Source organism: Nostoc sp. S13 (genome assembly GCF_029379315.1).
GTDB lineage: Bacteria > Cyanobacteriota > Cyanobacteriia > Cyanobacteriales > Nostocaceae > Nostoc.
On record NZ_JAQYWQ010000117.1, the window covers coordinates 1 to 21559 of the forward strand.

A 21559-nucleotide genomic window follows, 5' to 3' on the forward strand; every position below is an offset into this window, starting at 1 on the left:
TTTGACTTTGCCACTCTTCAGATGTACGGAGCTTGTTCAAAACTCAAATAGGATTCCTATATATAGCTTCTGCTCTACAATGAAGTGAAGAATCTAACAGCTTAAACAGGGGATTTATTTATGTCCCACCCGACGCTCAGTAGCCAAGAAGTCGCCCGACGTGGAAAAGAACTCTATCAAAGAAGTATCCGTGCCAAAGTTGAGACACAAGAGAACATTGGCAAAATTATCTCAATTAATGTTGAAACAAAGATTACGAAATCGGTGATGATTTAGTCGAAACGAGTCTTCGATTACGATCCAAGCAAACCGATGCAGCACTTTGGGGAGAAAGAATTGGTTTTGATGCCGTTTATGCAGTTGGTGGTACATTGCTCAGGACGGCACAGTGATATACAAGACTGTAGTTGGACTTCAGGCAAGAAATGCGATCGCCGCCGATGAAGTGCTGATTTGCCTACTACTGAAAAGCTGTTTAAAGTCTGTAGTAAGCTTTTACCCGTGATTACTAGGTTTTTCGGCTTACCATAACATTAGTAAATATTACTCTACTTCTGGATCGATACCCATTGCCCTGAGCCGTTCTGCTAATTGTGCAGCTTTTCGTTCTGATTGCTGGGCTTTTTGCCTTTGCAACTCGGCTTCTTCTTTACCAATCAGTAACAGATTTCCCTCTAAATCCCACCAGCGCAACCAAAATTGCTCAGGATTATTCAAGTAGCTTCCCTGCCATAAGCCTAGTTCTACTCCTAAAGGAGGAATTGGGTAGTGGCCTCGCTCATTAGGCTGTATCTTGTGGTAAGAAAAATCTACCAGGTGATAAACCTCCAGTTTGCCATTACTAATTTCATAAATGGCATAGTAGGGAATTCGGATTACTCGCTCATATACCCAGAATTTACCTGGTTTTGCGCCTTCCCGACTACCAGCTAGAGGTAAAGGAGTGACATCACGTTCTTCATCGCCATTACCACTAGCTAGTTCTATGGCAATCAATGGCGGTATGTATTCCCGCCAGAAAACATAGGAGCGACGGTTTTTGCCATCTAGCGTTGGTGGTACACCAGGAACATAAAACCAGTCGGGTGCTGCTGCTCCTTTTTCTGGTGGTTCAGTCTCTCGCCAATAAATACCACAATCTTGACCAATGCAATACTGTCCATCTGGATGTAGAGGTTGCAAAACCTGAGCAATTGAGTCTGTGAGAATGATGGTTTGGGGATGCTCTTGAAAATTTTTCACAAACGTACCATCAGACTCTGGTAGTTGAGTATGATCGGGAAACTGGGGCGGTATGGCAATATTAGCAAGTGTTTCACTCATGCTTTGAAAAGTATTGCAGCTATTATTAACTCTCTTGTATCATTCTCAACAAGACCTGAGATCCAATTTTACCAGATGTGAGTTTCTGACTAGTGGCGATCGCCACTAGCAAAATGAGTAAATTACTAAGGACAAAACAACGTGTCACGCGTATCTCGTCCTGTAATCGGATTAGTTCCTTTGGCAAGTTTGCACAACTTTTTTTGCTCATCGGAACGCAGCAGCGTATCGGTAAAATCTGCCCCGTCAATGATTGCACCGTCAAATCTGGCGTTAGCGGCAAATGCACCCTCTAACAATGCATTTGTCAAATTTGCTCTAACTAAACGAGCTGAGTCTAAAGTGGCACTTCTCAAGTCAGAACCCTCCAAATTCGCAGACTCCAAATTTGCTGCAAAGAAACTGACACCGTGCAAATTAGCGTGGCTGAAGTTGCTCTGGCGAAGATTAGCTTTGGTAAAGCTGGAGTCTGTTAAATCACGTCCTGAGAAATCAGCCTCGACCAAAATTTCTTTATTATATTCGAGTGCCAAAGCTGTGGGAGCAAAACCTACGGTTGTGGTGATGCCAACTATTCCCCACAGGAATAGGCTGAGTATGCTTGCCCAAATTCGGGCGCTTAACTTAGAATTCATGCGATTTTTAGCCAATGGCGAACCCTCCTCTATCTCATTATCCTTGAGTCAGAGATGTTAGCGCAAAAATCCTTTAAAAATATGGATATTTACCCAAATTATGTTAACTTCAATTTGACTGTTGGGAATGCCACGCCAGGAAGGGAAGAATAAGCACAACAGGGGAGTATGATTTTGGGTAACTGCTAGAAACTCTTATTTTCCTGTTGAATTAAGTCATTAAATAACCGAGAATACTAAAGTTTATATGCATTGTCCAGATATTGGTCAATTAGGAGAAGACCTAGTAGCTCAATGGTTGCAATCTACAGGTTGGATAATTCTCCATCGTCGCTTTTCTAGCCGTTGGGGAGAAATCGATATAATTGCTGAATATCATGGAGTAACTGCGAAAGAGCAGGAAAGCAGGGGAGAATACCCCACTCCCCACTCCCGACTCCCGACTCCCGACTCATTATTGGCATTTGTTGAAGTTAAAACCCGCAGTTCAGGGAGTTGGGATGCAGGGGGAAGAAGCGCAATCACCCCACGAAAGCAAGCAAAAATCTCGCGTACAGCTGGAATATTCTTAGCCCACTACCCTGATAAAGCAGATTATTCTTGTAGATTTGATGTTGCTATTGTCTACTGTCAAAGAATATCAAAAAATCTGAGTGAGGTTACACCAAGCCAGGAAGCTGTAGCTACTTCATCAGCAGCCGGATATAAGTTTCAGCTGCAAGAATATATTCTGGCAGCTTTCGACTCTTCAATTGATAATGGTTAATTGGTAATAGATAAAATATCTTGATTACCAATGACCAATAATTTGGTAGTGGTGTTACAACCAAATCGGATCACGCCAAAGTTTCTGGACAATAGCCTAAGCCCCGGACAAACTGTTGCCGGAACGCCTCTATTTCGTCTCTCTCTGGGCTACCATGAGAGACGATCGCTACCTGATAGCGACGCATCACGTCTACAGGGCACTGTCCCGCTTCCAAACTCCAAAGTGCCATTTGCACCCTCATTGGCGGCTCATAGCTAATTCCTAATTCATTTAGAAAAGCGCGAAAGTCCCCATCCTCTTGAGGCGAGACTTGACTTTTGAGTTTGATCCTAACCACCCAGCCATCAATTTGATGAATTACGGTGACGAAAGAAACTGGTGTCTGGGGTCTAGCGTGGAGGTGTTGAACGACCCTCAGGGTTAGACTGGCATTTGCCAGATAGTACAAGTATTCCATGTTTGTTGGTGCTTGGGATCAAAGCCAATCCTACATATCTATATTCGTCAATCAATGCCTCTTCCCGGTAGGGTAAAATCCCCCGTTTTTAGATGGGGAGGTTTACCCAGTTTTTATGTTAATTTTTGCGTGTTACTTAATAGTACCAATCTTATAGCCAAGCGAGAAAACTGAGCGAAGATGCCTTAAAGTTCCTTTAGAAGGGAAAGCTCAAATCAGCTTTTTTAATTGAGTATAAATACTAAATAAACCAAAAACTAGTAGAAGCCAATTTGAAAGATACCTCTGGATCACAAGCAAAAGATTTTGAATTAGATTGCTCGATAGCTGGCTATGACTACAAACTACCTCCAGAACTCATTGCCCAAAACCCAGCAGTTCCTAGAGATAGCTCACGCTTACTGGTGGTTAATTCTCCCACCACAGGCACCCAAACAGCGCCCCTACACCACATTTTCCATGATTTGTCTGCACTGCTGCGCTCTAATGATTTGTTGGTGATGAACAATACAAAAGTTATTCCAGCGCGGCTTTATGGTCATAAATCCACTGGTGCTAAAATCCAGGTGTTGCTGTTGGAAGAACGGCAACATAACTGTTGGTTAAGTTTAGTTAAGCCAGGAAAAAGCTTCAAACAGGGAGCGAAGATTATTTTTGAACCAAGGCAATTAGGGATTGGGGATTGGGAAGATTCCTACCCAGTAAAGAGTCCTGAACTTACAGCTACGGTTCTAGAAACAGATGCAGCCACCGGGGGGCGTTTGTTGCAATTTGATGTGCCAGAGGGAAAATCTTTGGTGCAACTGTTAGAGGTATTTGGTGAAATACCGCTACCACCGTACATTACTGACTCAAAAGCTGCTGATGAACAGTATCAGACAGTTTATGCCAAACAGCCAGGAGCGATCGCGGCTCCTACAGCCGGATTACATTTTACCCCAGAATTATTAATAAAGTTGGGCGATCGCAAAATAAATCAAGCTTTTGTGACGCTACACGTTGGTGTAGGCACATTTCGCCCTGTGGAAGTAGAGGACGTAACTACCCATCACATGCATGAAGAATGGATTGAAGTTCCCGCCGCCACAGTCGAGCAAATCCGCGCTACTAAAGCAGCTGGCGGTCGGATTATTGCTGTCGGAACAACGGCAGTACGGGCTTTAGAAGGGGCGGCTCAATCTCTTAATTTACAACCATTTTGTGGTAAAACAGACTTGTTTATTTATCCCGGCTACCAATGGCGGGTGGTCGATGGTTTGATTACCAATTTTCACCTACCGCGTTCCAGTTTGCTGATGTTGGTAAGTGCGTTAATTGGCAGACAACGGTTATTGAATATATACAACGAAGCGATCGCTTTTGGATATCGCTTTTATTCATTCGGTGATGCCATGCTAATTTTGCCGGAAGCTGTGGGAGTTAGGAGTTAGAAGTGGGGAGTGGGGAAGGTGGGGCACCCTCTGGGGATAAGGGGTAATGGGGAGTGGGGAGTGATCGCGGCATACCAGAAAGCAATTAATCTTGATAGTAGCAATGCCAATGCTTATTTTAACTTAGCGATCGCCTTGCAACAACAAGGTCAAATACAGCCAGCGATCGCCACTTATCGCCAAGCCTTGCAGCTAGATCCTAAAAACGCCACAGCCTACAATAATATGTCAAATTTGCTAGCAATTTAAGGTCAAGCTTCTCAGGCTATTTCTGTTTATCGGCAAGCTATTCGCCTAAATCCTAAAAACGCCTCAGCTTACTATAACTTGGGAGTAACTTTATATAATCAGGGCGAGTTCAACAAAGCCAGTGGAGTTTTGAAACGTGCCCATAATGAGTATCGTCAGCAAGGCAACATTGAGCAAGCTGAGAAAATTCAACAGCTAATGCAGCAAATTGCCCAGAAAAGTGGGCAACAGCAACCTCAAGCCAGTCAATCGTAGTGTAATACACACAGCATAGTACGCTTATACTAAAAAAACTTCTGAAGCCTGTTAAGTGGTGAAATATAAACTAAGTAAAATATGTATAGTCTAAGGTTAAGTACGGAGTAAGCTGTTTTTTTTATTTATCCTGGAGAGATACATGGAAAGTTTCACCAATAATACCTTCAGAGCCAATACATAGAAAATTAAGTATAATAAGCATTAAGTATTTAGTGAAGATCTGGGTAACTTAAGAGAGTAGTCAAATCCACTCTTAAGGCTTCTCATGCTCGTTAACAGTCCACAGAAAATACAAACACGGTTTTTTGATGATATTTACAAACCCACAATAGAAAAACTTCCAACTCCTTTACCCAATATAGATCGTGGGAAAAAAGTACTCACGGAAGAAGTAGAATGTGATACATACATCGCTCTCTACGGCGGACACCATTTTCATAAACTCTATGCAGCGTTTCCTTTAACCAACTTTGAATATATAGAAGGTAAAAACATAGAAATTATCGATTGGGGATGTGGTCAAGCGCTTGCAACTTGCATTTTACTTGATTATTTTATTGAAAAATGTATTACTCCTAAAATAGAATCAATCACACTCATAGAGCCATCTTCAATTGCACTTTGGCGTGGTTACGGTTTTGTTCGCCAAATGTTGCAGACCAGTTTTCCTAATAATTTTATAAATTGGACAGTCAATAAGTATATAGATGACTTAAATTATAATGATTTTAATACAAATAATGATAATATTAAAATTCATCTTTTTTCAAACATAATCGATGTAGAAAAATTCGACTTAGATAAGTTATACAGATTAATGAACAATTCTTTTACAGGCATTAATCGTATTATTTGTACAAGCCCTTCTCATAATACTTATAATTACAGAATAGATAAATTCCATAATTTATTTTGTAACAATCATAGGATTAAATTTTCATCTCATACAAATGAATCTATTTCTAAAGATGTTTTTTATTTTAACACTGGAAGATTTGAAACCAGAATAATCAAAAGATACGAAAGACAGTTTACAGCTATACTTTAGGAGTAGTTTAATGAAAAATAAATCAACTGGAAATGCGATTCAAGGTAGCTTATTTTCCGGGTTTGATTCGATTATGGATGAGCCATTAAAGAGTGCAGAAAAAGAAGTCCTATCTATGGTAGATGCAGATGTAATTTTTTATCACAATTTTTTTAATCAGCAAGAAAGCGATGAACTTTTTCAAACCTTGTTTAACGAAATAAAATGGCGACAAGACAAGATGAAAATTTACGGTAAGGAAGTAAACTTGCCAAGAAAAACGGCTTGGTATGGAGATAGAAACAAGTCATATAAATTCTCAGGGATTCATCTTGACCCGGAACCTTGGATGCCTACGTTGCTACAAGTAAAAGAGAAAGCTGAGGAGATTGCAAAAGTTAGCTTTAACAGTGTTTTGCTCAATCTTTACAGAGACGGAAATGATGGAATTTCCTGGCACACTGATGCTGAACCCGAACTAGGTAACAATCCTGTAATTGGTTCTGTTAGTTTTGGTGGAGCAAGAAGGTTTATGTTTAGGCATAAGCACGATAAGGATTTGAAAGCCGAAATTGAGTTAACACATGGCAGCCTCGTTGTTATGGCGGGATCAACGCAGCATTTTTGGCAGCATCAGATCCCAAAAACATCGAAGAAGGTTCAACCAAGAATTAATCTAACTTTCAGAGCAATTGGTCATTCCTGTTGATGGTATTTGGAAACAATTATTTGCAATATACAGCCTCTCTACTGTGTAAGAGAGGCTTTTTATATTCAATAAGTTACTGAACAATTAACTACACGCCGTCATCTAGCGCCTTCTGAATAGCTTGACGACAAAATTCAGGCGGATCATCCTTAGTTTTAACTGCTTCTTTCATTGACTCTGACACTCTAAAACTGAGGTTAGCCGTTAACGGTTCCTGTCCTTTTCGTTGACCTGGTTCTAAATTTTCAGGAGTTCCCTTCGGGTTAGGCATTTATGTATAAAGGTAAATATAGCTTGAATCGATTGCGCGCAACCAAATAGAGTATTTAATCGGTAGTGAAATCAGTCAGCAAAACGGTTCACTACCGATACCACTTTTGAGAAATGGTAACTCTATGTTTACACGTTCGGAACTCGAAATAAAGACCATCAAAGAACTGCGTGACCTATGCTTACGCTACGGCATCAAACCAACTGGCAATAAAGGGTACAAGACTTCATGGATTACATCGTTGATGGTATTCCCTCGTATGGCGTTATCCCAGTTTGAAGCAGGGAAGGGATTAAAACCTCCTACCTTTGCTTTTATGCAAGCACTGAGTAACGCTATAGATGAGATGAATGCACCTACTGATGAGCAAGCAGCGCTTATCAAAATCACGATGGAAGGGAGAATCATGAATTACCCGGATAGGTACACTCAAGAGAAGCTACTAGCCTTGCACAAGGCGAAAATCTATCTTGAGATGGCTATTGGGTTGCTGAGTCAATAAAATTCATTAATTTTTTCAGCTAACTCCCTTCATTCAAGAGGGGAGTTTTTTTATACTTCTATTTTGATACTTTAGAAAGAAAAATTAATATCAATCTCTAAATAGCAGAGATATCTTTTAAACTTTTTCAAGTAAGACTTCAATAACTTAAAACATGAGCGCAACACTTTACCAGCAAATTCAGCAGTTTTACGATGCTTCCTCTGGTCTGTGGGAACAGGTTTGGGGCGAACACATGCACCACGGCTACTATGGCGCGGACGGTACCCAGAAAAAAGATCGTCGTCAGGCTCAAATTGATTTAATTGAAGAACTGCTTAATTGGGCAGGGGTACAAGCAGCAGAAAATATCCTAGATGTGGGTTGTGGGATTGGCGGCAGTTCTTTATACCTTGCAGAAAAGTTTAATGCTAAGGCTACAGGGATTACATTGAGTCCTGTGCAAGCCGCGAGAGCAACGGAACGCGCCCTAGAGGCGAATTTGAGCTTGAGAACACAATTCCAAGTTGCAAATGCTCAAGCAATGCCATTTGCTGATAATTCTTTTGACTTGGTTTGGTCGCTGGAAAGCGGTGAACATATGCCAGATAAAAAGAAGTTTCTCCAGGAGTGCTACCGAGTATTGAAGCCTGGTGGCAAGTTAATTATGGTGACATGGTGTCATCGACCAACTGATGAGTCACCACTGACGACGGATGAAGAAAAGCACTTGCAGGATATTTATCGGGTGTATTGTTTGCCTTATGTGATTTCTTTGCCGGAGTATGAAGCGATCGCACATCAACTACCATTACATAATATCCGCACTGCTGATTGGTCTACCGCCGTTGCCCCCTTTTGGAATGTAGTGATTGATTCCGCATTCACTCCCCAAGCGTTTTGGGGTTTACTAAATGCTGGTTGGACTACCATCCAAGGGGCATTATCACTGGGATTAATGCGTCGCGGTTATCAGCGCGGATTAATTCGGTTTGGCTTATTGTCCGGCAATAAGTAGGGGCGCACAATTTTAGATTTTAGATTTTAGATTTTAGATTTTAGATTTTAGATTGAAAAGAGCAATCAAGTCACTAGTTCTGTGATTTAATCTTAGATTTTAGATTTGAGATTTATTCTCGGTTTAAATTCAGAGACAACTCTTGGAGACACTGTGCGAACAGACCTTTTTAAGTTTTGCATGCAATCATCTTCTGTTCTTAGGCTACGCCAACAATCCAAAATCTAAAATTGAAAATCTAAAATTCCGCTAAATGGATCAAGTCGAGCTAAATAATCCATTCAAATCCGGTAAAATTAAGTTTCTCTTTTTTGTTTTTTGAATTTCAGCAAATGCCACTCGAACTGCAAAACCTCACAGGCGGTTACACCTCAGTAGCAATTATTAAAGACATTAACCTGACTCTGCAAACAGGAGAATGGTTGAGTTTAGTTGGTGCTAACGGCTCAGGTAAATCTACTTTACTCAAATTGCTGAGTCGTATTCTCTCCCCACAGCAAGGAACAGTACTACTTGATGGCAAAGCAATTCACTCTCAACCCCCAAATCTAGTTGCACAGAAACTAGCATTATTACCGCAACAACAAACGGTTCCCGTTGGCTTAACAGTGCGACAATTAGTAAGTTTAGGACGCACACCACATCAACCTTGGTGGCAGTGGGAATTAAACCCCCAAGATTGGATGAAAGTGGAAGCTGCAATTAAAAAGACGCAACTAGAAAAATTGAGCGATCGCTTAGTCGAACAACTCTCAGGTGGTGAAAAACAACGGGCTTTTTTAGCTCTAGCACTAGCGCAAGAACCAAAAGTTTTACTATTAGATGAACCGACAACTTTTTTAGATATCAACTATCAATTGCAACTATTAGAACTGCTTAAAGAACTGAATCAGCAGCAGGAATTAACTATTGTCACAGTTTTACACGAACTGAATTTAGCAGCCCGGTATAGCTCCCGCATTGCATTATTAAAACAGGGTCGGATTTGGGAAGTTGGTACACCTGAACAAGTTCTGACACCAAATGCGATCGCTCAAGTCTTCGGTGTAGAATCAGTGATTATTCAGACACCTGTTGGATTACAGGTTTGTGCCATTTCTGCGGTTTAATTGACGAAGAATACATTCGTCAGAATCGGCTACGCCCCACTGCGCTAACAGAATTAAAATAGGCTTTATACGTGGCTTTGAGACGAATCGTTGTGTACTTCACCTTCCTTAAAATCTGCTGTATGTTGCTCAAAAAAACAATTTGAATCGTGCTAGCTGGTTTTCAATGGTTCCTGTGAGGATTTTATTCAGTTCTGTGGTGTCTTGGAATTGCAAAATTTGCTGTGTGGGTAAGTCAAAGGGAAATTGCCCTTCAAAGTCTGGGCGTTGCATTTGCGCTAATAGAATCTGTTCAGACCGCTTACTTTGGATAGCATAGCCAATCTCAATACAGACATTTGGACTGGGAATTAGTTGGGGGGTTTCTTTACTATCGATACTAGCAATCGGTGTGGTGTCAGCTATAAATAACAAACTCTTACGGATTTTTCGCATGATCGTGCGATTAATTCGGACACTAGCACCACTGGGACGAGAGGATTCTACTAATGTTAAGGAAAGGCGCGATCGCAAGTTTAAACTGTCTAAACTTTTTCGCAGTTCTTCTCTAAGAACATTCGTCGCTGCGGCATACTCAGTTTGAGAGGATAAAAAAATCGTTGGTTCTAACTGAGCCAATACCGCCTGCTTGGTGAAATAAATTTCATGACTAATTAAGTCAATGTTAGCGACGCAATAGCCACCACTACCTTCAATATAAAATTCAATATTTTCCCCTTCCAGATAGCGTCCAAACCAAGTTGAGTCCTTAACTTCGTCACTTTCTTCCAAAAAGTCTGCTCGCAATGCTGATTTCAGCAGGCTTTTTTTGCTTAAGCGAATGTCTGGCGGACGTTTTTCCAGTTCTGGAATCGGCTCGTAATCTTGGAGATACCACGCTCTGAGCGCAATAATTGACATAAGGCGCTATTTCAACTGTTTCTCGCTATTCAACTTCGTATAATCTTACACCCAGAGGAGTCCCTATTTCAGACTATTCTGAAAATAAACTAGAAAATCGATTTGCCTGGTATTGGTGTCAATTTCAGCTACAACCCTTCTAAAATCTTGCTTTCAATAGTTGGTTTAGGCTTGATGGGAATCTCAATCCAGAACTCTGTACCTTTGCCAGGTTCTGAAATGCACTCCATTATTCCACCATGTTTTTCAACAATAATCTGATAGCTAATTGACAGTCCCAATCCTGTACCCTTGCCTACAGGTTTGGTAGTATAAAACGGGTCAAAAATTCGATTTATCACCTCTTTAGTCATTCCAGACCCATTGTCACTAATACGAATCAACAGACGAGAGTTGTCTACTAAGACTTTAGTGGAAATGTGGATAGTGGGCATTTGGTATGGGTTATTCTCATTGTCCCCATTCCCCATTCCCCATTGCTCCTGATCCCTAGAGGGGGCCCCACCTTCCCCATTGCCGCTTATCCCCACAGGGGGCCACAGCTTCCCCATTACTAGGGCATCTATGGCATTGCTGAAAATATTCATGAATACCTGATTCATTTGGCCGGCATAGCATTCCACCAGTGGGATGTTGCCATAGTCTTTGATTACCTGAATGCGTGGAAATTCAGCATTTCCTTTCAGCCGATGTTGCAAAATTAATAAGGTGCTGTCAATGCCTTCATGCAGATCAACGCGCTTGTTTTCAGCCTCATCCAAGCGAGAAAAATTGCGTAATGACAGTACTATTGAGCGGATGCGATCGGTTCCTACTTGCATTGAGCTGATGATTTTCGGGAAGTCTTCTAGCAAAAAGTCAAAGTCCATTGCTTTGATCGCCGTGCTAATTTCACTATGGGGATCGGCATAGTGTAGCTGGTAGAGACGTAAAATTTCTAGCAGTTGTTCGGTGTAGTCACTGGCGTGGCAGAGGTTCCCGTAGATAAAGTTAACGGGGTTATTGATTTCGTGGGCGACACCCGCCACCAACTGTCCTAAGCCGGACATTTTTTCGATGTGAATCAATTTTGTCTGTGTTTCTTTGAGTTGATGTAGGGAATGCTCTAACTGGGCAGCTTGATTTCTGGATTCAGTTTCGGCATTACAGGTTTGTTCGTAGAGTTGTGCTTGTTGAATGGCGATCGCAGCCTGATCTCCTAGCTGTTGCAATAAATCAATTTCTGCATCCTGCCAATCTCTGGGAGCCGCACACTCATGGGCAATTATTAAGCCCCATAATTCCAGACCGATCTTAATCGGAACTATTAAGTTTGCTTGCACTTGCAAATTCTGCAAAAACTCTCGATGACAATCACTTAAAGCAGCAGTTGAAACGTTGTTAATTGCCGTTACCCTGCCCAGAAAGGATAGACGGTTATATTCATCAGGAAAGCATTCCGATGGTGCATTCAATCCCAAAACTGACTGCCAATTACCATTAATCTCTTCCACAATCACTGATCTACTCTTCATTTGGAAAATCAGTACTCGGTCTGAATTTAGCAGGGGACGGACTTCCCGAACGATGGATTGCAGGGTTGTCTGTAAGTCTAATGTGCGGCGAATATGCTCTGTGACTTGTTTGAGTACTTTGGCAAGCAGTAATGATTTTTGGAGTTCAGCAGTTTGCTCTTGCACCTGCAATTCTAGGTTGGTATTGAGCATCTGTACATGTTTATACATTTGGTGCTGCTCAATTGCCATTGAGAAATGCTCGGATAAGGCTTGCGCCAATAAGATTTCTTCCGGCTTCCACTCAGATGATTGCCCCTTTTTTTGCTCTCGCCAAAGCTCAAAGGAAAGCTGGGGTAACACTTGTCGCCGATTTTCTTCACATCGTCCCGCCCACAAAATTTCTGTTTCAAATTCAGAGCGAAAAATGCTTAATACACCGATAAATTTTTCGCGGTAATGTAGGGGAATCACCATGAGTCCGCGAATTTTAGTAGAACGGAATCCTAAAGCCAAAACTCGCAAACGTGGTTCTTTGTAGAGGTCATCGCTTGCCCAAATCTGACCTGGTTTACACTCAGCCATCCAGTCTTGCCATACGAGATGCTGTTCGATAATACTATTATCTGATTGATAGGGGAGTTTCGGCTGGTCGCCCCAGGTGTATAGTTCCCCATTCTGTTCAATGTAAAGCCTGCCACCGACTCCACCGAAGCCACTAATAACTTCTTCTAGCGCTTTCTGCAATTGGATTGTCGGTAGTTTATGTAATAGTGTGGTAACTCGGTTAATAGTAGCTTCTCGCTCTTGCTTGGCGAGGGATTGGGTGAGTAGATTACTTTGAGCGATCGCGATCCCTACTTCGTCAGTAACTTCCTGCAATACTTTTAGTTCCCGCTTCAAAATCTCTCGCGGTTCACTGTGGTGAGCTACCAACAATCCCCACAATTTAGGCTTTGCCGATTGTTCTTGGAGGTCGGAATGTAAAATTGGCATTACCAACGAAGACTGCACACCCATTGCCTTTAGGTATTGAACATGGCACGAGTCTACCTGCCGATAATAGATATTACTTTCTAGATGTTTGCCAGATTCTATTAACTTTACAGGCGATAGCCCGATCTTCCCGTTTAGCACATCCACAATCGAACGTTGCCCTATTAACAGAAACATCTCTCTGACGGCTTCTGGAATATCATCAGCTGGGAAGTTTAACCCCAATAAAGATGGCAGACGTTGCTCATGAATAGATTCAGCAATTACTTCACCACTACCACTAGCATTAAAGCGATACACTTTCACCCGATCTACATCCAAAAATAAACGCACTTGGCTAACGGTAGTCGTTAATATCTCTTGGAGGTCGAGCGATCGCCTGATCTGTTTGATCATCTGGTGCAGTAAACTTTTTTGGCCTAAGCTTTGCTGCAACTCGTTTGGTTTCTTGGTAAATGTCATTGTCTATATACACTCTGACTGAAGTCTAATTTTTTATAATTGTCCTGATGATAACTTTCAACTTACAATGCTTTGATTTGCTCGGATTTCACGAAATTCCGGCGACAAATGCGTTGCTAGTGGCTTACATCTGTTGCAAATATTTTTGGGAATGGATTAGAGGATATTTGAGAAATATCAGATATTTGCTTGAACTCCATAGCTTGAGAAAATTGATTTCAGAGAATCTAAAACCCTTTGGTAGCTAATCACCAAAGATTTTCAAAACATCCTCTCAAATCTCAACTTGAGAAAATATTAATTCTAGATACCTATTAATTTTATATTCTCAATCATCAAACTATTTCAGTGAGAACACTCAACTAATTTCTTGATAGTTGCTTTAAACTAAAAATATTTTTTACCATTTTTGCTCAGAATTTCAATTAATTGCGATTTTTTCAACAAAATAACCAAATTATTAGCAACTTTTTCAAATATTTTTAGCTAGGGAATTTTACTATTCCCCGTATAATTGCTGATTTTGTGTTGAATGTAACTATTTTGATTAAACTATTCGTAAATTACCGTTAAAGATAGTAAATTACGGATTTCTTCACGCACACTCATGAGAGTTTTACCGAGATGGTTTTGACCGGCTTGATTAGCACCACAGCCCCAAAAAGAATCGGTTGGGGAGTTTTCAACCAAAATCTCATCGCCTGTCCTCAAGAGAACTTCTCTAATATCAACATGAGTGAGAAACTTTTTGAGTACAGCTTCTCGCATAATTTGAGTTTTAACTAAATTCCAGTCTCGACGGAGTTGGCGATCGCTACATCTTCCCAAAGCAGCAGCTTCTTCTGGGGTGGCGGCGGCATGAATCAGGGGTATAATTGCCGCATCTGTGCTGCCGACAAACTTTTGGGCTTGATAATAATGCTCAACCGTTGGCCAGTAAGTACCCTGGATGTGGATTCCGTGGGGAGAAAAGTTAGAAAAACAGCCATAAGGCTGCCAAACCTTATAAAAGTAAATGGTCATTTGAAAATTGCTCTTTTATATATCAACTTCAGGGTACCTGAAAGTTTTAGATTTCAAAACCCTTGATTTGTATGAAGGGGTTAAAATAATTCGTAATTCGTAATTCGTAATGAGGCTTCTGTTTAAGAGGCTCCGCCGACGTGTAGCTTGCTTAGACACAGGAGTACGCTCTTGACTTAAACCCCCAGAATTTAGTTAAACTGCTACCGAGCGATCGCTCCTAACTGTCTTAGGACTTACGCATGAGTACATGAAAAACGAACCACAGAGACACAGAGAACACAGCGAGAAGTCGGAGCGGCGGCTTGGGCCGTTGGCGCAGCCCGCCGCAGGCATCTGAACTTCTCCCTACAGCCCTTCTCCTAAAGGAGACGCTGTTCGCGTTCGGGCATCCTACGGCAGGCGCTAGCCTCTTTCTTTGGGAGAAGGGGAGACGCTGCGCGAATGCTGGAAATAAGAGTTTGAGAGAGTTTTTGCGTAAGTCCTATGTCTAATTCAGTCTATTTAAGCTTATCCACTAACGGTTTTGGGAGGATTCAAGCTTTCAAATCTATTGTTATATCTTAATAAGACAGTCAGGGGGTAGGACAAAATAATCCTAAATTGAAGTACCCTTGCATTTCGCCTCGCCCTCAGCCATGATGTTGCCAGAGGATTCCTGACTCAAATTACAAAACTGTAATTCAGAAATAGCGCAGGCTTGTCATTTTGAGATGACTTAATTAGAAATATAAACTTTTGGAGATTTTAATCATGAATATTCGTCGATTACTAGTCGTGACAGCAATTCCTGTTCTGGTTGGGACATTTGGTTTGATTTCACTCAATCAAGCAAATGCCGCTAATCAATTCCATCAAATTGCACAGGCGCAACTACCGCTCAACCAACCATCGGAGACAGAGCCGCGTCGACCCAGACCTGATTTTGCAGCTGCTGCGGCAAAGTTAGGAGTTACAGAAGCACAGTTAAAAGATGCGTTGGGAGTCCCTAGCAATTTTCCAAATCAAGGCGATCGCAATCAGCGTCCACCCAGACCTGATTTTGCAGCTGCTGCGGCAAAGTTAGGAGTTACAGAAGCACAGTTAAAAGATGCGTTGGGAGTCCCTAGCAATTTTCCAAATCAAGGCGATCGCAATCAGCGTCCACCCAGACCTGATTTTGCAGCTGCTGCGGCAAAGTTAGGAGTTACAGAAGCACAGTTAAAAGATGCACTAGGTGTTCCACTTCATCCTCCTGGCGTTGACAGAGCCTCTCCTTACCAAAATCGCCCTAATCTACTAAAATAGCTGAACATTATCTAGATTAAGGAAAAAATTAAATCATCCATTAATGGTAGTAGCGTGGCAAGTCTAAAATAATGTACTCTAATCATCCCGTGCGATAAGCGTCTCGCCCTTCCAGTGCAGGCTTTCCAGTCCAGATCACAATAACTAGATTTTATACACTATTTTAGCTGTGCCACCTCACTAGGGTGCGTTACGGCTTTAGACTAACCTACCGTTTTGAAAGGCATAGACGCTTTGCCTTCCCGCAGGCTAGGGACGCTGAGGAAAGCGCAGAGGTACGCAGAGTTTTTTTAAGAGGATTCGCTCGAACTTGCAAAATTCTGCACTAAGCTGTTTCATATTTAAGTTGCAATGACAGTGTTCCGTGATTTTTAATTTTCCTCGGTGATTTAATAGTCGGTCGAGTAAATTTTTCAGTTCATCGCTTTTTTCGACTTGTGTGTACACCGTACTTCTCACAAAGAGAATCGCTGCGACCCATTGAAATAATCTGAAAAACGGGAAAACTATGGTTACTCCATTAATGGGGAAATTTCCATGAAAGTCCTGAATCGGAAAATGCTGAAAAAATCTCTGTCTAACTGTTTGATTTTGCCTTTATTTCTAGCACCCTGGCTGTGCGTGGGAACGCTTTTTGATTCCCAAGCTAATGCTTTACCAGGGCAAAGTACAGAGGAAGTAGGCACCTGGATTAAAGCACATCCAACACTCCGTCCCGCTAGTGGGGAGCAATTGTTTGTGCAAAAGACTGATACTGCTGCTCAACGATTTACTTTTCAAGCGTCGGTATTGCCTCCCGGCAGGATAGAATTTTCCAAAGACCGTGGGAGAATTCGCAGTGAGCGCATTGCCATGTATGATGCGATTAACGGCATGACATTTACGCGTCTCCAGGAATCCTTGCGGGTGATTTATGGCTTGGAGATTTATCAAGACTACGATCGCGCCCAAGTTGTGTACCAGTATCCTAACCAGAAGGTAATTGACTCGGCGCGTTTCGCCAAAACTCCGATTCGGGAAGCTTTAAAGGGAGAATTACGAGTAGGCGATCACTATGTATATTGGGTGGAAATTGCCCAACCCCAGACGGGCAAAGCTTTTACCGGTCAAATTACGGTTTTGCTCAAAACTGACCTAGACAAGTTAGAAAGTGAACTGCAAAATCGTTAATGGGCATTGGGCATTGGGCATTGGGCATTGGGCATTGGGCATTGGGCATTAGGTTATTCCCCTTGTCCCCCTCATCCCCCTCATCTCTTCTGGTTTAAAGATGACTGAGTTGGTGTTCTACAACTTCCCCAACCCTACAGGAGCTAGGGTTTGCCATATACCCGAAAAGATACTTTCAGATGCTAAGGAAATTCGTAGCAAATCTTCTTTCAGTAGTGGTGGCCAATCAACTCCGGCTTTATGCCCTGCTGCAAATAGCTGTTGCGCCTTAATGCTTAACTGATAAAGGGCCAAAGCCAGTTCTCGGTCTAGGCTCTTTGCATCTTTGAGGGCTTCAAACACCACTTTCAATGCCAACAAAATCGAGGTGATCTGACCAGGTATCGGCGGTATCCCCTGTTTCATACGCGTTAACAGCGCATCTGGGTTTTCCTCGGTTATGATTATCTGATCTATGAGGAGTTTCCGAGCTGTTTCGTAATTCATGTAGTCAGTTTAGCGTAGATTTTGTTTCAGCATGAGTACCTAATTAAAAAGTCATCAAACTGGCTTTTGGTTATTTATAGCAATCTCATTTGATTTATGAAAAAATAGGCGTGGGGAAAATGATGGAGAATTTGCGATGCTCTAGGTTAACCAGATAGACTGCATATAATATCTTTGAAAATATACCTTTTTGGGAATCAGAAGCAAAATGATATCACCGAATTTACAAGAAATTGAGCGCTCCGTCCGTGCCTTGTCTGTGGAAGAACAACTTTGGCTGCTAGAAAGTATTGCTCGACAAATCCGCGAAAATGAGTATACAAAAGATAAATTGGCTGATGCTAAAAATCCCGAAGAACATCTGGAAGTGGTTAGTGAACCAAAGATTACAACAGAAATTCCTCCTATAAAAAATGATGAGTTTGCGATTTCTGAAATCCTCTGATATGTAGGAGTAAAAATTATAAGATTGCCAGATTTAAAAAGTCAAATATAGAAGTTATCGGTTAGCGATCGCTAAGAAAATTGCTGACTGCGATCGCCCGTTCACTGCAAAACGATCTCATACCTCGCCCACAAGTGCCAGAAGATATAGTAGAGCAGATGACTGGGCTACTGAAAACAGACACAACACCACCAACCGATGCGAAAGTGGAGCTAATTTTAGAAGCAGCCTTGGTGGAGAAATACCTCAAATGAAGGTATTGCTAGACACTAACATCATTCTAGATGTCTTTGTAGAGTGAGAACCATTTGTAAAAGTTGCTGAGAGTCTTGATCCTATTATCACTCGCAATCCTCAAGATTTTGCTGGTGCAACAATTCCTATTTTGTCACCAACAGAACGTATTGGAGAGTCGGTCTTAAAAATAGGGATTAGGGGCCGGGGACTAAGGAATAGATAACTTCCCCATCTAATCTGTTGGATTGACTTTTGTTTCATTTATCTTTACGATTCAACCCGATTATGGTATATCACTGGGGAAAATACGCTCTGATGATGTTGCTGATTAATAAGTCAATAGGGGCAATCTCGTAAAAACAAATATCAAGGGTACTCATTACATTGTTTGAAGTTATGTAGCCTTTTGATTACGGCCTATCAACCACTGCGGTAAACTATGCGTTGATTATGATTCTTTCGCAGAGAAGAACACTCGAAAGGAGCGGTTTTTTCAATGTCTCATGCTGTAAAAATCTACGATACCTGCATTGGCTGCACCCAATGCGTCCGCGCTTGCCCTACTGATGTACTGGAGATGGTTCCTTGGGATGGCTGTAAAGCTGCTCAAATTGCCTCTTCACCCCGTACAGAAGACTGCGTGGGCTGTAAGCGCTGTGAAACCGCTTGTCCCACCGACTTTTTAAGCATCCGGGTTTACCTGGGCGCTGAAACAACTCGCAGTATGGGTCTGGCTTACTAAAAAGCTCAGTGCTGAGTCACTGAACTTCTGATCGCGATGCGGATCTACTGCCCAACCGTTCTTTCTAGGAGGGTTGCCTCCTTTGGACACAAAAAAGAGGCGCAAGCCTTTGCGCCTCTTGGCAGTGATATAGACCATCAAAGAAAGCCTCCGCACCCTGTGGCATCTTGCTACAGAGTTCTCGCTGAGTGCTGAGTCCTGAGGCAAAATGAAATAAATCAAAAAAACAATTTCTTGATTCTTCACTCAGCACGGGCTATGCCGCGCTACGCTAACGGAACTCAGAACTCAGTCCTCAAGAATTTTAAAGTTTCTTAATACAAAGCATCTTTAGCAATACCTAGTGGCAGAGGGAGTAATTTACTCCCTTTTTTCTTTGCAAAAGTCCGAGTTTGTGCTTACAACTATACTGGATTTAATCATCCTGAAAAAAAGTGGTGTAACAATGTGCGGAATCGTTGGATATATAGGCACTCAAGCGGCGACAGACATTTTACTGGCTGGCCTGGAAAAACTAGAGTACAGGGGTTACGATTCTGCTGGAATCGCCACTGTTTGGGAAGGTGAGGTTAATTGTGTGCGGGCAAAGGGCAAACTGCATAACCTGCGTTCTAAACTCGAACAAATAGAAACCCCTGCCCAGATTGGTATTGGTCACACTCGCTGGGCAACTCATGGTAAACCAGAAGAGTACAACGCCCATCCCCACATGGATACGGCAAAGCGAGTGGCGGTGGTGCAAAATGGCATTATCGAAAACTACCGCGAGTTGCGCGAGGTACTCAAAGGAAAAGGACATCAGTTTCTTTCTGAAACCGATACAGAAGTAATTCCCCATCTGATAGCCGAATTTTTAAAGAATCTTCCCACCTCATCTCCCTCATCTGCCTCATCTGGCTTCCTAGACGCAATTCGCCAAGCCGTTAACCACTTGCACGGGGCATTTGCACTTGCAGTTATTTCTGCTGACTACCCCGATGAATTGATTGTTGTCCGCCAACAAGCACCTTTGGTAATTGGTTTTGGGCAAGGGGAATTCTTTTGTGCGTCTGACACGCCTGCGATCGCTTCCTATACCCGTGCAGTGCTACCTTTGGAAAATGGCGAAATTGCCCGCCTCACACCTTTGGGCGTTGAGATTTACAATTTCGCTGGCGACAGGTTGAAAAAACAACCCCGACTGCTCAACTACAATCCTGCAATGGTAGAAAAGCAGGGATTCAAACACTTCATGCTCAAAGAAATCCATGAGCAACCAGGGGTAGTAACAGCTAGTTTAGAAGCATACTTTACTAATCTGGGAGAATCTAGCGAATCGCCAATCAATCTTGGTTTACCTGCGTCTTTATACAACGATTTAGAACAAATTCAGATTGTCGCCTGTGGTACCAGTTGGCACGCAGCATTAATCGGAAAATATTTAATCGAACAACTAGCAGGAATTTCAACTCAGGTACATTACGCTTCTGAGTATCGCTATGCACCATCACCCGTGACAGCTAACACATTGATCATCGGCGTTACCCAATCAGGTGAAACCGCCGATACCCTAGCAGCTTTGGCGATGGAAAAAGAACGTCGCCAGGGAAAAGAACCCAAATATCAAGCGCGATTACTGGGTATTACCAATCGCCCTGAAAGCGGCCTCGGTCATCTGGTACCGCATATCATTAGTACCCTAGCGGGAATTGAAATTGGGGTAGCGGCGACGAAAACTTTTACTGCCCAACTGATGGCGTTTTATGCTTTGGCATTAGATTTAGCAGCTCGTCGTCAGACAGTTTCAAAAGATATCTTAGAGAAAATTATTAATGGGTTGTGGCAAATTCCCAAACAAATTGAGGCAACTTTAGAAAGTCAGGAACATTTAACTGAACAGCTAGCCCACGAATTCGCCGAAACCCAAGATTTCATTTTTGTGGGAAGGGGAATTAACTTTCCTATTGCTTTAGAAGGGGCGTTGAAATTAAAAGAAATCAGCTACATTCACGCCGAAGGGTATCCGGCTGGAGAGATGAAACATGGCCCGATCGCACTTTTAGATGCGAAAGTACCAGTAGTTGCGATCGCAATACCTGGTAGTGTTTACGAAAAAGTTATTTCAAATGCCCAGGAAGCCAAAGCCAGAGATTCTCGGTTAATTGGTGTTACTCCCGTCAATGATGGCGAAGCTGCCGAAATCTTTAACGATCTTCTTCCCGTGTCTCATGTGGACGAGTTACTCTCTCCCCTCCTCACAGTAGTTCCTTTGCAATTGTTGGCTTATCATATTGCCGCCCGTCGCGGTTTGGATGTTGATCAGCCAAGAAATCTCGCTAAAAGTGTTACGGTAGAATAGTATAATTTTATACTTTAAATTAATGTATAATGGCTTCTGAAGAAGTTCTATGGCTTGCAGAAGCCATTTTTATGGCAATGATTATAAGTATAATCTATTTATTAATACTGAAGTAAGTATTTGCTGGATTTGCAGTAAAGAGTAAAATTATCCAAATGTGATCGCAAAAACTCGAATCTATACTCTCTTTAAGTAGCTCAACCTAATTAAATGTAAAACGCTCGACTTGGTACTGACCTTGTAT

Annotated in this window: 21 protein-coding genes and 2 pseudogenes; 15 read left to right on the top strand and 8 right to left on the bottom strand. The window is 42.0% G+C overall.

Features of this window, described 5'->3' with window-relative positions; genetic code table 11:
- Positions 1-120 precede the first annotated feature (120 nt).
- Positions 121-392, top strand: a pseudogene (locus PUQ00_RS26625) (hypothetical protein).
- Between the two features lie 151 nt (positions 393-543).
- Here PUQ00_RS26625 and PUQ00_RS26630 read toward each other — a convergent pair.
- Both PUQ00_RS26630 and PUQ00_RS26635 read right to left on the bottom strand, forming a co-directional pair.
- Complete coding sequence (locus PUQ00_RS26630; RefSeq protein WP_300422318.1) at positions 544-1323, bottom strand: Uma2 family endonuclease; 780 nt, start codon at positions 1321-1323, stop codon at positions 544-546.
- A 125-nt stretch (positions 1324-1448) separates the two neighbouring features.
- A complete protein-coding gene (locus tag PUQ00_RS26635; protein WP_300422319.1) occupies positions 1449-1958 on the bottom strand; it encodes a pentapeptide repeat-containing protein in 510 nt (169 codons plus the stop codon).
- A gap of 247 nt (positions 1959-2205) precedes the next feature.
- Here PUQ00_RS26635 and PUQ00_RS26640 point away from each other — a divergent pair, with 247 nt between their 5' ends.
- Positions 2206-2724, top strand: coding sequence for a YraN family protein (locus PUQ00_RS26640; protein WP_300422320.1), 519 nt, complete (start codon positions 2206-2208; stop codon positions 2722-2724).
- Positions 2725-2794: 70 nt separating this feature from the next.
- Here PUQ00_RS26640 and PUQ00_RS26645 read toward each other — a convergent pair whose 3' ends face one another.
- Positions 2795-3184, bottom strand: a complete 390-nt coding sequence (locus tag PUQ00_RS26645) for a hypothetical protein (protein ID WP_300422321.1) — start codon at positions 3182-3184, stop codon at positions 2795-2797.
- Between the two features lie 245 nt (positions 3185-3429).
- On the opposite strand from PUQ00_RS26645, the gene queA reads away from it, so the two are divergent.
- From queA to PUQ00_RS26665, 4 genes and pseudogenes are all read left to right on the top strand, one after another.
- Positions 3430-4614: a tRNA preQ1(34) S-adenosylmethionine ribosyltransferase-isomerase QueA gene (queA, locus tag PUQ00_RS26650; protein WP_300422343.1), complete on the top strand. Its 1185-nt coding sequence runs from the start codon at positions 3430-3432 to the stop codon at positions 4612-4614.
- A 63-nt stretch (positions 4615-4677) separates the two neighbouring features.
- Positions 4678-5118, top strand: a pseudogene (locus PUQ00_RS26655) (tetratricopeptide repeat protein); the annotation flags it as partial.
- A gap of 268 nt (positions 5119-5386) precedes the next feature.
- On the top strand, positions 5387-6169 hold the full coding sequence (locus tag PUQ00_RS26660; protein WP_300422323.1) for a hypothetical protein: 783 nt from the start codon (positions 5387-5389) through the stop codon (positions 6167-6169).
- Positions 6170-6179: 10 nt separating this feature from the next.
- Positions 6180-6857, top strand: coding sequence for an alpha-ketoglutarate-dependent dioxygenase AlkB (locus PUQ00_RS26665; protein ID WP_300422325.1), 678 nt, complete (start codon positions 6180-6182; stop codon positions 6855-6857).
- Positions 6858-6945: 88 nt separating this feature from the next.
- On the opposite strand, the gene PUQ00_RS26670 is transcribed toward PUQ00_RS26665, so the two are convergent.
- The gene (locus PUQ00_RS26670; protein WP_300422327.1) at positions 6946-7128 is read right to left on the bottom strand and encodes a hypothetical protein; all 183 of its coding nucleotides are present in this window, start codon (positions 7126-7128) and stop codon (positions 6946-6948) included.
- A 124-nt stretch (positions 7129-7252) separates the two neighbouring features.
- Between PUQ00_RS26670 and PUQ00_RS26675 the strand changes: the two genes are divergently transcribed.
- From PUQ00_RS26675 to PUQ00_RS26685, 3 genes are all read left to right on the top strand, one after another.
- Positions 7253-7630: a hypothetical protein gene (locus tag PUQ00_RS26675; RefSeq protein ID WP_300422329.1), complete on the top strand. Its 378-nt coding sequence runs from the start codon at positions 7253-7255 to the stop codon at positions 7628-7630.
- A gap of 154 nt (positions 7631-7784) precedes the next feature.
- Positions 7785-8627, top strand: a complete 843-nt coding sequence (locus tag PUQ00_RS26680; protein ID WP_300422330.1) for a methyltransferase domain-containing protein — start codon at positions 7785-7787, stop codon at positions 8625-8627.
- A gap of 332 nt (positions 8628-8959) precedes the next feature.
- Positions 8960-9736 carry an ABC transporter ATP-binding protein gene (locus tag PUQ00_RS26685; RefSeq protein ID WP_300422332.1) on the top strand — a complete coding sequence of 259 codons (777 nt, stop codon included), beginning with the start codon at positions 8960-8962 and terminating at the stop codon, positions 9734-9736.
- Positions 9737-9865: 129 nt separating this feature from the next.
- On the opposite strand, the gene PUQ00_RS26690 is transcribed toward PUQ00_RS26685, so the two are convergent.
- The 3 genes from PUQ00_RS26690 to PUQ00_RS26700 all read right to left on the bottom strand — a co-directional run bounded on the left by PUQ00_RS26690 (position 9866) and on the right by PUQ00_RS26700 (position 14610).
- Positions 9866-10636, bottom strand: coding sequence for a hypothetical protein (locus PUQ00_RS26690; RefSeq protein ID WP_300422333.1), 771 nt, complete (start codon positions 10634-10636; stop codon positions 9866-9868).
- A gap of 128 nt (positions 10637-10764) precedes the next feature.
- Positions 10765-13587, bottom strand: coding sequence for a GAF domain-containing protein (locus tag PUQ00_RS26695; RefSeq protein ID WP_300422335.1), 2823 nt, complete (start codon positions 13585-13587; stop codon positions 10765-10767).
- Between the two features lie 552 nt (positions 13588-14139).
- Positions 14140-14610: an N-glycosidase gene (locus PUQ00_RS26700; RefSeq protein WP_300422336.1), complete on the bottom strand. Its 471-nt coding sequence runs from the start codon at positions 14608-14610 to the stop codon at positions 14140-14142.
- 753 nt (positions 14611-15363) lie between these two features.
- Between PUQ00_RS26700 and PUQ00_RS26705 the strand changes: the two genes are divergently transcribed.
- Together PUQ00_RS26705 and PUQ00_RS26710 are read left to right on the top strand one after the other, a co-directional pair.
- Positions 15364-15897 (top strand): hypothetical protein, encoded by a 534-nt coding sequence (locus PUQ00_RS26705; protein WP_300422338.1) that lies wholly within the window; start codon positions 15364-15366, stop codon positions 15895-15897.
- Between the two features lie 558 nt (positions 15898-16455).
- Positions 16456-17067 (top strand): hypothetical protein, encoded by a 612-nt coding sequence (locus PUQ00_RS26710; RefSeq protein WP_300422344.1) that lies wholly within the window; start codon positions 16456-16458, stop codon positions 17065-17067.
- Between the two features lie 117 nt (positions 17068-17184).
- Here PUQ00_RS26710 and PUQ00_RS26715 read toward each other — a convergent pair whose 3' ends face one another.
- A complete protein-coding gene (locus PUQ00_RS26715; protein ID WP_300422339.1) occupies positions 17185-17553 on the bottom strand; it encodes a Dethiobiotin synthetase in 369 nt (122 codons plus the stop codon).
- A 208-nt stretch (positions 17554-17761) separates the two neighbouring features.
- Between PUQ00_RS26715 and PUQ00_RS26720 the strand changes: the two genes are divergently transcribed.
- From PUQ00_RS26720 to glmS, 4 genes are all read left to right on the top strand, one after another.
- On the top strand, positions 17762-17998 hold the full coding sequence (locus PUQ00_RS26720; RefSeq protein WP_300422340.1) for a hypothetical protein: 237 nt from the start codon (positions 17762-17764) through the stop codon (positions 17996-17998).
- Between the two features lie 80 nt (positions 17999-18078).
- Complete coding sequence (locus tag PUQ00_RS26725; RefSeq protein WP_300422341.1) at positions 18079-18252, top strand: hypothetical protein; 174 nt, start codon at positions 18079-18081, stop codon at positions 18250-18252.
- A 479-nt stretch (positions 18253-18731) separates the two neighbouring features.
- The gene (gene psaC, locus PUQ00_RS26730) at positions 18732-18977 is read left to right on the top strand and encodes a photosystem I iron-sulfur center protein PsaC (RefSeq protein WP_015196969.1); all 246 of its coding nucleotides are present in this window, start codon (positions 18732-18734) and stop codon (positions 18975-18977) included.
- Between the two features lie 445 nt (positions 18978-19422).
- Entirely contained in the window at positions 19423-21315 is a 1893-nt protein-coding gene (gene glmS / locus PUQ00_RS26735) for a glutamine--fructose-6-phosphate transaminase (isomerizing) (protein WP_300422345.1), read from the top strand.
- Positions 21316-21559: the final 244 nt, after the last annotated feature.

Coding starts and splice junctions, on each gene's coding strand:
- PUQ00_RS26630 (WP_300422318.1), bottom strand. CDS start 1,323: ATGAGTGAAACACTTGCTAATATTGCCATACCGCCCCAGTTTCCCGAT.
- PUQ00_RS26635 (WP_300422319.1), bottom strand. CDS start 1,958: ATGAATTCTAAGTTAAGCGCCCGAATTTGGGCAAGCATACTCAGCCTA.
- PUQ00_RS26640 (WP_300422320.1), top strand. CDS start 2,206: ATGCATTGTCCAGATATTGGTCAATTAGGAGAAGACCTAGTAGCTCAA.
- PUQ00_RS26645 (WP_300422321.1), bottom strand. CDS start 3,184: ATGGAATACTTGTACTATCTGGCAAATGCCAGTCTAACCCTGAGGGTC.
- PUQ00_RS26660 (WP_300422323.1), top strand. CDS start 5,387: ATGCTCGTTAACAGTCCACAGAAAATACAAACACGGTTTTTTGATGAT.
- PUQ00_RS26665 (WP_300422325.1), top strand. CDS start 6,180: ATGAAAAATAAATCAACTGGAAATGCGATTCAAGGTAGCTTATTTTCC.
- PUQ00_RS26670 (WP_300422327.1), bottom strand. CDS start 7,128: ATGCCTAACCCGAAGGGAACTCCTGAAAATTTAGAACCAGGTCAACGA.
- PUQ00_RS26675 (WP_300422329.1), top strand. CDS start 7,253: ATGTTTACACGTTCGGAACTCGAAATAAAGACCATCAAAGAACTGCGT.
- PUQ00_RS26680 (WP_300422330.1), top strand. CDS start 7,785: ATGAGCGCAACACTTTACCAGCAAATTCAGCAGTTTTACGATGCTTCC.
- PUQ00_RS26685 (WP_300422332.1), top strand. CDS start 8,960: ATGCCACTCGAACTGCAAAACCTCACAGGCGGTTACACCTCAGTAGCA.
- PUQ00_RS26690 (WP_300422333.1), bottom strand. CDS start 10,636: ATGTCAATTATTGCGCTCAGAGCGTGGTATCTCCAAGATTACGAGCCG.
- PUQ00_RS26695 (WP_300422335.1), bottom strand. CDS start 13,587: ATGACATTTACCAAGAAACCAAACGAGTTGCAGCAAAGCTTAGGCCAA.
- PUQ00_RS26700 (WP_300422336.1), bottom strand. CDS start 14,610: ATGACCATTTACTTTTATAAGGTTTGGCAGCCTTATGGCTGTTTTTCT.
- PUQ00_RS26705 (WP_300422338.1), top strand. CDS start 15,364: ATGAATATTCGTCGATTACTAGTCGTGACAGCAATTCCTGTTCTGGTT.
- PUQ00_RS26710 (WP_300422344.1), top strand. CDS start 16,456: ATGCTGAAAAAATCTCTGTCTAACTGTTTGATTTTGCCTTTATTTCTA.
- PUQ00_RS26715 (WP_300422339.1), bottom strand. CDS start 17,553: ATGAATTACGAAACAGCTCGGAAACTCCTCATAGATCAGATAATCATA.
- PUQ00_RS26720 (WP_300422340.1), top strand. CDS start 17,762: ATGATATCACCGAATTTACAAGAAATTGAGCGCTCCGTCCGTGCCTTG.
- psaC (WP_015196969.1), top strand. CDS start 18,732: ATGTCTCATGCTGTAAAAATCTACGATACCTGCATTGGCTGCACCCAA.
- glmS (WP_300422345.1), top strand. CDS start 19,423: ATGTGCGGAATCGTTGGATATATAGGCACTCAAGCGGCGACAGACATT.